The sequence below is a fragment of the Chthonomonas sp. genome, from assembly GCA_016788115.1.
Lineage (GTDB): Bacteria > Armatimonadota > Fimbriimonadia > Fimbriimonadales > Fimbriimonadaceae > UBA2391.
Genome location: JAEURR010000008.1, coordinates 164,031 through 176,568, shown reverse-complemented (window position 1 = coordinate 176,568; position 12,538 = coordinate 164,031). Strand labels below are relative to the sequence as shown.

Here is a 12,538-nt window from a genome sequence, read left to right as displayed (position 1 = left end):
GTACAGGTAATGCAGCAACAGATTGAGAGTTTTGCCAAGACCCTAGGGGCGACGCCGGGTCAAGTCGAGCGCGTCTTGGACGAGCTGGGCGTCGCGATTTCCGACGGGGCGTTCGAGTCGGACGAGGAGACCCTTGAACTGATTTCGGAGGCCGTCCGCGAAGCGGTCTCGAACAAGACAATCAATCTCACTTCCGGGGCGACCCTCCGCGATGTGGCGCATGCGCTCGGCGTCTCGCAAAGCGAGGTTCAAAAGAAGCTTGTCAGCGACCTGAAGGTCATGGCCACGCTCACGACATCGCTCAAGGATGATGTGGTCGAGAAGCTGGTCAAGGCATTCGGGTTCAACGTGTCGTGGGGCGGGGAAGTGGCCAAGCCAGAGCCCAAGCTAAACGTCCCCTCAGTCAAGAAGCCAGCTAAGCCAGCGGGCGACCAGAAGCGACCGCCGGTCGTGACGATCCTCGGGCACGTTGACCATGGCAAGACTTCGCTTTTGGATTACATCCGCAAGGCAAACGTGGCCGCCAAGGAGGCCGGAGGCATCACCCAACACATCGGTGCCTACCAGGTCAGCCTGCCAGAAGGGAAGATTTCGTTCCTTGACACTCCCGGCCACGCCGCATTCACCGCGATGCGCGCCCGGGGTGCCCAGGTCACCGATATTGCCATCCTCGTCGTTGCGGCGGATGACGGCATCATGCCGCAGACCATCGAAGCGATCAGCCACGTCAAGAACGCCGACGTGCCGATGATTGTTGCCGTGAACAAAATTGACAAGCCCGGTGCGAATCCGGATCGGGTTTTGCAACAGCTCACCGAGCACCAGGTGATTGCGGAAGCGTACGGTGGTCAAACGATCGTTTGCCCAGTCTCCGCTCTTACGGGTGAAGGCGTGCCCCAGCTCCTGGAAATGATCCTGCTCCAAGCGGACGTGATGGAGCTGAAGGCCGACCCGCATGCGGACCTCGAAGGGGTCGTCATCGAAGCGAAGGTAGACCGTGGCCGAGGACCGGTTGCGACCGTACTCGTTAAGAACGGGACTTTGCGCATCGGCGATGCAGTCGTTGTGGGCCAGAACTACGGAAAGATCAAGGCGATGACAGACCATCGTGGCGAGCGGCTGAAAGAGGCCGGTCCGTCGATGCCCGCCGAGATCCTTGGTCTCGACGATGTACCCACCGCGGGTGACAAAGTTGAGCCCGCCGAGGACGAGCGATCTGCGCGCGCAATCGCCACTGAACGAGCCGACGAAGCACGTCGCAAGAGTTTGAGCGGGCAAGTCAAGCGCCGCACGTTCCAGGATCTCAAGAATCAGCTCGTCACCGGCGAAATCAAGGACTTGAACTTGGTCGTGAAGGCCGACGTGCAGGGAAGTGTTGAAGCTGTCCGTGGCATGCTCGAGAAGATCGAGAACGATGAAGTCCAAGTGAAGGTCATTCACTCTGCCGTCGGCTCGATCACGGAAAGCGACATCCTGCTCGCCTCGGCTGCCGATGCCATCGTGATCGGATTCAACTCCAAACCGGAAGGGAACGCCAAGAACGAAGCCGAGAGGAAGGGTGTGGAAATCCGGCAGTACCGGATCATCTACGAACTCATTGAGGATATCGAGCGCGCAGTCAAGGGCATGCTCGAACCGAAGTACGAGGAGAACTATCTCGGCACGGTTGAGATCCGCGTCCGATTCCAGTTCGGTCGCAAAGGCATCATCGCTGGCTGCTACGTCACGGACGGCAAGGTCGTCCGAAACGCAAAATGCCGCGTAACGCGAGGGAAGGAGCTTGTCCACGAGGGAACCATCGGTTCTCTCAAGCACCTGAAGGACGACGTCAAGGAAGTCACCATGGGAATGGAGTGCGGTATCACGTTCGAAACGTGGGCAGCCTTTGCTGAGGGAGACATGATTGAGGCGTACGAAATGGTTCGGATCAACGACTGATCTGGGTACGCGAAAGCCCCGTCCTCTCATCGAGAGGGCGGGGCTTTGTTTTTGTCCGTTACTTTCGGCGGCAAACGAGGACGGCAAGCCCTAGCCCCAGAGCAGCCAGGGTCGCTGGCTCGGGGACGGGCTGACGATTGACAATCACATCGTCCAATACCAATTCAGTACTGAAAGCCCCCTGAGCGTTGAAGAAATGGCCCCAGTTCGTAAACGTCAGTGTGACGGTCGATGCGCTAGGCTTGAAGTAGACTTGGTAGCGTTGCTTCTTTCCAAGCGGAGCGGAACCGTTCGGCGCAGCGAAGTAGAGCGTCGATTCGCCTGTCAGATCGACGCCGAAGAAGCCCAGCTCTGGATACGACTGGGTGTTGGCGTCCTCTCCGGAGGCCCAGAAGTCCAGAAGATAGGTGTCCGTGGTCACCAGTCCAGTAAGCGTCTGTGAGAGCGTCACCGGCCCGCTCGTGGGCTTCGGAGTGATGGACGGAGCCGAAGAGAAGGTCACGTAGCCGGTGTTCACATCAATGTTTGGATAGGGCGAGACCCCCGCCATGATTCCTGCGCCGAAGTAAAGCGCATTTTGGCCATGGGGAATCGGTGCACTCCCCGCTAGCGTCGATCCGCCATCGTTACCCCAGCGTGCGTACGATCCGACCTGACCACTCGCGCTCCAGCCAGTCAGCGACATGCCCGGGGTGAGGCTGGTCCCAGTCGCCCAGTACGAGCCGTTTGGATAGAGTCCCGCATCGGCTTCGAAACTTCCGTTGACCAGAAGATTCAGCGGACGATTGCCGACGAGCACGTCACCAGTTCCCAACGTGACAATCGAGGCATTCGCCACCCATCCGATCGACACAGCGACGGCGACAAGACTAAGCTTCACACAATTGCATCTCATGGAAAAGTATCGTGGGGGAAGGGCTGGAATGTGACAATTGCGTACTTCTGATAATACATATTATGTCTTTTCATATTTTCCCGTCTCTGCTCTTGCTCATCCGGCCGTCTAACGATAGAATGTTGGCGTGAGGACCGTTTGGTCCGCTATTGAGGGGACAGTACTAAATGGGACCAGCAGTAAAGAGGACGAGTACGCGCCGATGAATGCGCCGATGTCTGACGACGCTTTGTTGGCGTCTTGGTCTGAAGCCGCATGCTATTCGAAGACGTTGGAGTTTGAAGATCCGAACGGAAGCATATATCCCGTGTTGCGCGAATGGCTGTTGGACTGGCCAGGTTCCCATGAGCTCCGTCACCGACGCACCATGGACGAGGCGTACACCGTTGTCGAGGTGGAGCATTTTCCCGTACAGCTTCACAGTGATCTATGGGGCACGACCTGGATCCAAGCCGATCCCGAAGGTCGCATCCTGAAGAAGCTCGCACGCGCTTGGGTCGCTGAAGGCATGCTCGAAATCGAGGATTGACCACTTCCCTCCTTTAATCCCGTTTCGCGGGGCTCGTGGCGCGACGAGTAAACTCCAGTTTATGGACTTTGCCCTGACGCAAGAGCACGAGCTGATCAGAGAATCTGCCTACGAGTTTGGCCAGAAGGAGATCCTTCCCGGCCTCGCCGAGCGCGACCGAGCGCACGAAAGCGACCCTTCCATGCTCAAGAAGATGGGAGACGCCGGATTCCTTGGAGTGTGTATCCCGGCGAAGTATGGCGGTATGGGCGCAGACTACATCGCTCTCGGCATCGTTTGCGAAGAACTTGAGCGCGCCGACTCGACGGCCCGTGTGGCGATGAGCGTCCACGTGGGTCTGCACTCCATGACTCTCATGCAATGGGGATCCGAGGCTCAGAAAGATCGGTGGCTGCCTGACTTGGCCACCGGCAAGCGCGTTGCGGGATTTGGACTTACCGAACCGAATGCAGGCTCGGACGCAGCCAACATGAAGACCACCGCTCGCCGCGATGGCGACCACTACGTCATTGACGGCAGCAAAACTTGGATTTCGCTGGCCGACTACGCCGACCAGTTCTTGATCATCACGCGGCTCGCAGAAACGACCGCCAAAGCACCGTACGCCGCATTCATCGTCGATCGCAACACCCCCGGCCTCACGAGCCGTGCCATCAAGGGCAAGCTAGGCGTTCGCGCTGGCAATACGGGCGAACTCTTCTTCGAGAACATGCGCGTTCCTGCAGACTGCATGCTCGGCCAGGAGGGTGACGGATTCAAGATCGCAATGAGCGCGCTTGATCACGGCCGGTACACGGTCGCCTCGGGTGCAGTTGGCATCATCACCGCATGTTTGGACGCGTGCACTCAGTACAGCATGGACCGCAAGGTCCAAGGCGAGCCTATTGGGTCGAAGCAGCTAGTTCAGCAGATGATCGCGAGCATGGTCCAGGGCCGCGAAATTGGCCGGTTGCTGTACCAGAAGGTCGGCTGGATGAAGAACATCGGACTGCGCCACACCCAAGAGTGCAGCATGGCCAAGTGGACGAACTGCGCGAACGCATTTGATGCAGCGAACAAGGCGATTGAGATCCACGGTGCCTACGGCTACTGTGACGAATTCCCCGTCGAGCGGTACTTCCGCAATTCCCGCGGCGCAATCATCTACGAAGGAACTCACGAGATCCACACGATCATGCAAGCCGAATACGAACTCGGACTGCGAGTCGATAAGCCTCTCGCACGTACGCTACCGACGTACCCGTTCGACTGAGTTGTGCTCCCCGTTGCTTGCGGCCCTAAGGGCCGCAAGCAACGGGATCAAGCGTTAGTGACCCTCCTCTTCGTACCTATTCGACATGATGAGGTAGTCGAAGAGATCGATTTGCAGATCTCGCGTCAGGTCGGCACCCAAGTTCGCGGTGTAGGGCTCGTCCAGCAATTGCGACTCGAACCCGTCGCTCAACATCAGGTAGTCGAAGAAGTCGACCACGTTGTCATCATTGGCGTCGCCATTACGTAGTTGCATGAATGGCAGGGTGTTTTCTCCCGTGTTGTTCAAGACTGCTGGCACCGTCTCGCTTAGCGACTGGGGCGCCTTCACTTTGATCAACACATTGCCCAAGATCGTGCTTCGGAACCGATAGTGCCCGACGGTATCCACCTGAACCGGAATGCGATCCACGACCGTCGTACTTGACGTTGGACGAACCTCGAACCGGTACCACTGGGTCGGGAGGTAGGAAGTGAAGGCCGTCGCCTCGGTCGTGATGTTTCCCTCAACGATCGTCGTAGGGACGCCGGTCCCTACTGCATCCGCCGTGCCATCAGAGTCAGTTCCTACTCCCATGTCGTATCCGTTGATGTTCGTGTCACCCATGTCCACATCGAATTCAAACTGACCCGTCGGGTCCCCGATGTGGCCGGTGAAGCTCGCCCCCGAGCCCAAAGAAGGCACGACGATTGCAGAGAACATCCCGGTCGCAGCCGAGAAGGTCACAATGCCGCCCTTGTACTGGACTTCAAGTATTCCCGTGGGCGAAGTGATGTAGGGAGAAGGTCCAGCGATGATGCGGATCATGCCATCGCCCAGGCCGGCGAACGAGAGATCGCCGTTCACCAGCGTAGACAGCATCGCACCATCGCCCTGGATATCGACCGACCAGACCAAAGCGATCCGTCGTTCATCGGTGTCCAGGTTGATCGACCGGACAATCAGTGGGTCGTGCCCCGCCGCACCTCGGCCAGAAATCGAATCAGTCTTCCATTGCGACTTCCACTTGATCTTGCCCTTTGCGTTGACCGTTCCAATGTTCGTGGCAATGTAGGAGCGCGACCACGCAATCGCCCGCCGACCTAGCGGCGCCGACACAGTTGCGGTGCCCCACACCCGGTGAAAACCGGTCCCATTTGCGTTAGCCGAATACTCGGCATGAGAGTCCGCGTGAGCCCCAGCTACATCCGAGAGTGCGTTGATCACACCAGTCGCTGCGGGTGTGAACGGAGTGTTTGCAGTTGTCCGGTCGTTCGCCTGCGTGCTTGTGTTTCGCGCGTGTGTCGTCGCCACCGCACTCCAGCGACCCCGGTAAACGGCGTTGGGCTTCTTGTTGAATTGCAGGTCCCAGTCGTGTCGAACCTCGTAGTCCGCAGCGATTGCATGGATGGGTGCCAGCGCTCCGAGCAACGCCAAAAGTCTGATTCTAGTCATAATCGTCCCCCTAACCGTGGTGAACTTTGCTCTGATCTGGTGTCAGAGCACGGTAAATGTTAGTATATGACTGATTGCGACTTTTGCAGCAAACCTCCATATAATCGTTAAAGATTGTATGACTTCGTTACCGTTGTCGCTCGGGGACCCAGGCGGTGGTGCGGCCCGCCACTTGATCGCGCCGGAGCGTTTGTCCCTGGTGCTGATCCGCGCCTTTCGACCCACCCCAGCGGACGTGAAAGAGCCAGGTATCCGGAAACTTGGACGAGTCGGCCTGAACATCCACTGCCACTTGAAGTACTTCCACAATCGCCTTGCGAAGCGCGCCGAACTCCTCCTTTGCGAGCGTCGAACAGGCGCGCGCGGGTGCGATCCCGGCAGCGTACAGCACTTCGTCGGCAACCCAGTTTCCGATCCCCGAGAAGCGAGATTGGTTCATCAGCATGGCCTTGATCGGGGCGGTTGAACGCGCGAGGATGCTGCTGAACTCTTCGAGTGGCGGCAACTCCTCGAGTGCGTCGGGACCGAGTTGCTGAACTCGCGGCTCATCGGAGCTACGCGCCCCCAGCCCGCACCGCGCCAGCCGCCGACCATCGGTGAGGGCCACGCGCGTACCGTCTTCGGCGGTCAGCAGCCACTTGAGGAATCGGGGCTCGCCCTCAGGCGAGTCGAGCGGCGCAGTGCCGTGATTCAGCAGACGGGTCTCCGGTGCGCCGAGCCGACGCACCCAGCCGCTCATACCAAGATGATTGAAGAACCACGGTTCGTCGGCGAATTCTAGCCAGAAGATCTTCCCTTTGCGTCCCGCTCCCGTGACGACCCGATCCATCAGCGCCTCGGTCAACATACGGCTCGGTACTTTCTGAAAGACGATGGGGTCGTCCTCAATCCGTACCTCCGTGATCTTCTTCCCGACCATGCAAGCGGCGAGCACACGGCGAACGGATTCGACTTCGGGTAGTTCAGGCATAGAGAGTCCAAGAGTCGCATCCGAAGTACAATGAGACATCTCAATGCGATACGTCTTGGACGCCACTCAATGCCGCAATTATGAAGTCTCTTCAAGGCGCGAGTGGCTGCTGACCAACGGCATCGGTGGTTTCAGCATGGGTACGGTGAGCGGCGCTAATACCCGCCGATACCATGGACTCCTGGTCGCTGCCACATCGCCCCCCGAGACACGCATGGTCCTCCTGGCTTCGATGGAAATCTCCATCCAGGGCCAGGGGAATCCGATCGGTCTATCCTGCAATCAGTACTCGGGCGCGGTCCACCCCGAGGGGTACCAGTTCATCGACTCGTTCGAGGTAGGCGAAGAGTCGATTTGGAACTTCAAGGCTTCCGGAATGCAACTGCAGAAGCGGCTCCGCCTGCACCCAGAAGAAAACACGTGCACGATCACGTACACCAACACGGGGACGACCGGATACGAGCTTACGTTGCGACCGCTGGTGTCGCACAAGTTCTACCACTCGAATTTCCGCGTGCAAGACGACTATCCGCACTTGATCCGGACGAATGGGAGCACCACCCTCATCGAGCACGACGGGATCCCCCTCTACCTTCACCACAAGGGGGCCAAGGTTCAACCGGCGGTCGGCTGGTACTACCGCTTCGAGCACTTACGCGAGACCGACCGGGGCCTCGATCCGCGCGACGACCTCTTCTGCCCTTGCGAGTTGACTGATCACTTGCTGCCCGGAGAGTCCTTGACCGTCGTTGCATCGACGAGTCCCAAGGCCAAAGCGTGGAGCGGTCCCCGCGATGAGAGCGACCTGTTCCGTTCGAGCGTGACCGAAGCGCTTAAGGATGCAGCCAAACACTTCTTCGTTACGAGTCCGACTCGGACAGGCATTATTGCGGGGTACCCGTGGTTCACGGATTGGGGTCGCGATACGATGATCTCGATCCCCGGACTTTGCCTTTGCACCGACCGAGTGGAGGTTGCGCGGAAGATCATAATCGACTACGCGAGCCAGATGAAACAGGGGCTCATTCCCAACCGCTTCGTCGAACGAGGCCAGCAGCCCGAGTACAACACGGTCGACGCAACGCTTTGGTTTGCCCACGCTATCCACCAGACGCTGGAGGCCGAGTGGAACGACGAGTTCGCCCAGAGCGCTTTTCGATCACTCGAGGAAGTCGTCAAGTGGCACCACCAAGGCACCCTATACGGGATCAAGGTGGATCCTGAGGATGGCCTCCTGCGCCAAGGCGAGGTGGGGGTTCAGCTCACCTGGATGGACGCAAAGGTCGGCGACTGGGTCGTGACTCCGCGCCATGGCAAGCCGGTCGAGATCAACGGTCTCTGGGTGAATGCCCTGCGCGTGACCGAATGGCTCGCTGAGAAGCTGGGCAAGCCGAGCGCGACGTACCGTGGCGCAGCGGAGCTCGCGGAGAAAAACTTCGAACCGAAATTCTGGAAGGAAAGCCTGGGGTACTTCATCGACACCGTCGATCCCGATGACGCATCCCTCCGCCCGAATCAAGTCATCGCCATGTCACTTCCCTTCGGTCCGGCCAAAGGTGAGCGTGCGCGACGAGCCCTGGGTGTCGTCTCGCGCGATTTGCTGACTCCGATGGGTTTGCGAACACTCAGCCCAGATGACGCGGCGTACCATGGCCGATTCCGAGGACCCGTAGTTGAACTTGATGCCGCCTACCACCAAGGAACCGTGTGGCCGTGGCTCATGGGCCCGTACATCACTGCCCTGCTGAAGCTGGAGGGCGACGTGAAGCACGCTCGGCAAATCCTTCGCCAGGCTCGCGAGATGCTGGTTGAGCAAGGGCTGGGTGGGCTCGCCGAGGTGTACGATGGCGACAACCCGCGTTCGCCAGCCGGATGCCCGTGGCAGGCATGGAGCGTTGCCGAGTGGCTGCGCGCACATGAAGAGGTCGCCCGCGCTCGAAGCTGAAACGGGTACCTTCTGGCCTGATGAAGCTTTGCCGCTTTCTCCTCACCGACCAGCCAGAAGCAGCCCGCTCGGGCGTTTTCCATGACAATCGCGTCTACGAAACCGATGGGAACAACGCCATTGGGATTCACGATCTGAGCAAGATCAAGTTTCTGCCACCCGTCGGCACGCCACCGAGCCTGAGAGTCTTTGAACCAGATGGCACTTACACCTACGCAAACCCGGCAGGGATGCTGGGTGCCGTGGACGAGTTTGAGCTGCCGGCGGGAGTCACGAGTCTTGAAGTCGAGTCTCGCGTCGGCATCGTCATGCGCGACCATGCGACCCGGATCGAGCTCGGCGAAGCGGTCGGAATGATGATCGGCCTCACGAATGTCATGCGGTTCCGCGTGCCGGGTCAGTCCCCGCTCGATGCTCCGATTGCCATCGGCCCCTTTTTGCACACGATTGACGAGTTTCCAGAGTTGGAGTCCGAAGCGGGCAACCTGCCATGGCGCTGGGAGTTGATCGTCAACCAAGCACAGCGCTTCGCAAACGAGGAGTCCCTAACTCTGTCGCCAGCACAAGCTGTCCTCGCGGCAACTCGCACGAACTTCGTCAATCCAGGCGACATCATCGCTCTCCCCGCGCTTGCATCGCCCGGACTCGCAGAATCGAGCCTCGGGCGGTCACTCCAGGAGGGCGACACCGTTCAACTGGGATTCGAGCGGCTCGGCCTCCTCACCGTCATCATCGGCTAAACCTATGGCAACCGAAAAGTACACTCTCAGTAACGGCGTACGCGTCTTGATCGAGCTAGACCAAAGCGTCATGTCTGCGGCGGTGGGGCTATGGTGCCAAACTGGCAGCCGCAATGAGCTCGAAAACGAAGCGGGTCTGACTCACTTCATCGAGCACATGCTCTTCAAGGGGACCCCGTCTCGCACGGCGAAGCAGATTGCGGAGGCGATCGAGGGTCGCGGTGGCATGCTGAATGCATTCACAGACAAGGAGATGACCTGCTACTATTGCCGGGTCCTCGCCGACGATGTCTCGAATGGAATCGACGTGCTGAGCGACATGATGACCCACTCGCTGATGGATCAGGAAGAAATCGATCGCGAGTGCGGCGTCATCCTCGAAGAGATCAAGCGGAGCGAGGACGAGCCTGGCGATCACGTCCACGAGTTGCACATCGAAGGACGCTGGGGCAGCCACCCGCTCGGCAAGCCGATTATTGGAACCGCGGAGTCCGTGCGGAGCTTCCAGCGCGATCATTTTGTCAGTTACATGGACCGGCAGTATCGCGCCGGGAACATTGTGCTCGGGGTAGCTGGACGCGTGGATGTGGACGCTTTGCTCCAGCAAGCCGAATCCGTCCTCGGTTCGCTCCCGTCCGGCGGTGGCGGGCAGCCCGCGACGCAGCCCGAGAACAAAGTTCAATCGCGTGAAATCGGTAAAGATGTCGAGCAGGTTCACTTCTGCATCGGGACTGAGTCTTGTTCGCTCTACGATCCCGATTTGTACACGTTCGCAGTACTCGATGGGGTGCTCGGCAGTGGCATGAGCAGTCGCCTCTTCCAAGAAGTGCGTGAGAGACGTGGCCTCGTTTACTCGATCGGCAGTTACAACCTAAGCTACACCGGTGGCGGGCTGTTCACGGTGTACGGCGGCACTGGTGCCCAGACTTGGGGAGAAGTCCAGTCGGTCGTCAAGCAAGAGTTTCTCAAGATTTCGACGCAGCCAGTCCCGGAAGAGGAGCTCCAGCGGGTAAAGCGTTCGATCGCGGGCAACATGGTCCTGGCGCTCGAGAGCCTGAATGCCCGCATGTCCAGAATGGTCAAGAACGAGCTCAACCACAACCGGATCATCCCGCTGGAGGAGACCTTGGATAAGATCAACCGTGTGACGAATGATGACCTCATTCGGGTGGCAGAACGGATCTTTGCCGAAGACCGAGTCAGTATCACGGCCATCGGACCCTTCTGATGGCCACCGGTTCCCGCTCCGTCGACTGGAACCTGTTCATCCGGATCGCTGCAGAAGCCAGGTCCGAAGACCATCTCCTGAGCGAACTCGCCCACCTCTGCAAGCACGTGCTCGACGTCGCGGAGGTGGACATCGTACTCGTCGAGCAGGACGAATTCGTCCTGCGGGCCAGCACTATGGCCCCAGAGTTCGTTCGCAGGATGCGAGTGTCCAAGCTCCACGGCTTGGCCGGCAAGGTCGTGACGTCCGGCGTCCGGCAGATCGTGAAGAAGGACATGGGCCAGAACCCCGCGTTCCAGCACTACAACGGCTACGATGAATCCGGGTGTCCCAGTGCGATCATCGAACCGCTTGTCATCCACAAGGGTGTGATCGGGGCGATCTTCTTCCGCAAGAAAGAGCCGTGGGAACCAAGGAACGCCAGTATTCAGCTCGCGGAGTCTCTCGCGGCGACAGTGTCCGGATTGCTTGCGACCTATCGAACCGCTTACGAGGCAGGCGCAGCGGCTAGCCACCGGATGGGCGCGGTGAGCCAGGTGACCGACATCCTCTCGCGCTCGCCTTACCTGGAGGAGATTCTGCAGTTGCTGGTGAACATGACTGCGCAGCAGTTCCACTACCGGGTGTGCACCGTCCGGCTCTTGGACGAGACGAATAACGAACTCGTTTTGCGTGCCACTCAAGCAAGCAGCAAGGGGTATCAGCGCAAGCGCGCGATTCGACTCGGAGAATCGATTGCGGGTCGCGTCATCGTCGAACAGCAGACGATGATTGTGGAGGATGTCCAGGGCGATCCCGAGTACATTGGGCATGATTTGGCCGTTGAACAGGGGCTCCGCAGCATGATTTGCGTGCCGTTGCTGATCCAAGAAAGGGCGGTCGGCGTACTGACGTGCTACACGGACCGCGTGCGCATGTTCGACCCTGACGAGGTTGATGCTCTGGAGACCATTGCCAAGCAGGCAGCAGTTTCCATCGAACACGCGAAACTCCAGGTTCGCAACACCCTCATGCAGGAGATGCACCACCGGGTCAAGAACAACTTGCAGCAGGTGGTGTCGCTCCTGCGACTACAGCTTCGGCACAAGCACTACGCGAACCTAGAAGCCGCGATCAACGACTCGCTGCGGCGCATCCTCGCCATCGCCGCGGTACATGATTTGCTCAGCCGCGAAGACCTTGATCACGTCGGGATAAAGAGCATTGCCGAAGCGCTGGTCACCCACCAGCAGCAGAGCTTCATTGCTCCGGACAAGACCATCCGTTTCAAGGTCCGGGGAGACGACGTTCGTCTGAACATGACGCAGGCGACGCAGGTGGCCCTTGTCCTCAACGAACTCATCTCAAATGCGGTCGAGCACGGCTTTGAGAAGACCAGCGAAGGCGACGTTCATGTGACTGTTGAGGTTGGGGACGACGACGTGGGAGTGTGGGTCAGCAATTCGGGAGACAAGCTGCAGCCAGGTTTTGATCCGCAGGTCCACAGTCACTTGGGGTTGCAGATCGTCGCGAACCTGGCGCGAAGCCTGGGCGGCCACTTTGTCATCGAAGACCGCCTCGGTTGGACCGTCACCGAGGTGGTCTTCGCGCGCGCTTCGAGCGAGTAG

The 12,538-nt window shown here is 59.2% G+C and carries 10 protein-coding genes; 7 read left to right on the top strand and 3 right to left on the bottom strand.

From position 1 onward, the window contains the following. Positions 1–9 precede the first annotated feature (9 nt). Positions 10–1,938 carry a translation initiation factor IF-2 gene (infB, locus tag JNM85_10255; GenBank protein ID MBL8088434.1) on the top strand — a complete coding sequence of 643 codons (1,929 nt, stop codon included), beginning with the start codon at positions 10–12 and terminating at the stop codon, positions 1,936–1,938. Positions 1,939–1,996: 58 nt separating this feature from the next. Here infB and JNM85_10250 read toward each other — a convergent pair whose 3' ends face one another. Continuing rightward, entirely contained in the window at positions 1,997–2,818 is an 822-nt protein-coding gene (locus JNM85_10250) for a PEP-CTERM sorting domain-containing protein (protein ID MBL8088433.1), read from the bottom strand. A 142-nt stretch (positions 2,819–2,960) separates the two neighbouring features. On the opposite strand from JNM85_10250, the gene JNM85_10245 reads away from it, so the two are divergent. Both JNM85_10245 and JNM85_10240 read left to right on the top strand, forming a co-directional pair. Next, positions 2,961–3,362 carry a hypothetical protein gene (locus tag JNM85_10245; protein ID MBL8088432.1) on the top strand — a complete coding sequence of 134 codons (402 nt, stop codon included), beginning with the start codon at positions 2,961–2,963 and terminating at the stop codon, positions 3,360–3,362. A 61-nt stretch (positions 3,363–3,423) separates the two neighbouring features. Beyond that, on the top strand, positions 3,424–4,614 hold the full coding sequence (locus tag JNM85_10240) for an acyl-CoA dehydrogenase family protein (GenBank protein ID MBL8088431.1): 1,191 nt from the start codon (positions 3,424–3,426) through the stop codon (positions 4,612–4,614). A gap of 54 nt (positions 4,615–4,668) precedes the next feature. Here the strand turns inward: JNM85_10240 and JNM85_10235 are convergent, their stop codons facing one another. Both JNM85_10235 and JNM85_10230 read right to left on the bottom strand, forming a co-directional pair. Further along, positions 4,669–6,048 (bottom strand): hypothetical protein, encoded by a 1,380-nt coding sequence (locus JNM85_10235; protein ID MBL8088430.1) that lies wholly within the window; start codon positions 6,046–6,048, stop codon positions 4,669–4,671. Between the two features lie 127 nt (positions 6,049–6,175). After that, positions 6,176–7,018 (bottom strand): hypothetical protein, encoded by an 843-nt coding sequence (locus JNM85_10230; GenBank protein MBL8088429.1) that lies wholly within the window; start codon positions 7,016–7,018, stop codon positions 6,176–6,178. Between the two features lie 43 nt (positions 7,019–7,061). Between JNM85_10230 and JNM85_10225 the strand changes: the two genes are divergently transcribed. The 4 genes from JNM85_10225 to JNM85_10210 are packed head-to-tail and all read left to right on the top strand — an operon-like array spanning position 7,062 to position 12,538. Beyond that, positions 7,062–8,963: a glycogen debranching enzyme family protein gene (locus JNM85_10225; protein MBL8088428.1), complete on the top strand. Its 1,902-nt coding sequence runs from the start codon at positions 7,062–7,064 to the stop codon at positions 8,961–8,963. A 20-nt stretch (positions 8,964–8,983) separates the two neighbouring features. Next, entirely contained in the window at positions 8,984–9,703 is a 720-nt protein-coding gene (locus JNM85_10220; protein MBL8088427.1) for a fumarylacetoacetate hydrolase family protein, read from the top strand. A 4-nt stretch (positions 9,704–9,707) separates the two neighbouring features. Continuing rightward, the gene (locus JNM85_10215) at positions 9,708–10,931 is read left to right on the top strand and encodes an insulinase family protein (GenBank protein MBL8088426.1); all 1,224 of its coding nucleotides are present in this window, start codon (positions 9,708–9,710) and stop codon (positions 10,929–10,931) included. Then, positions 10,931–12,538, top strand: a complete 1,608-nt coding sequence (locus JNM85_10210) for a GAF domain-containing protein (protein ID MBL8088425.1) — start codon at positions 10,931–10,933, stop codon at positions 12,536–12,538. The genes JNM85_10215 and JNM85_10210 overlap by 1 nt, the downstream gene beginning before the upstream one ends.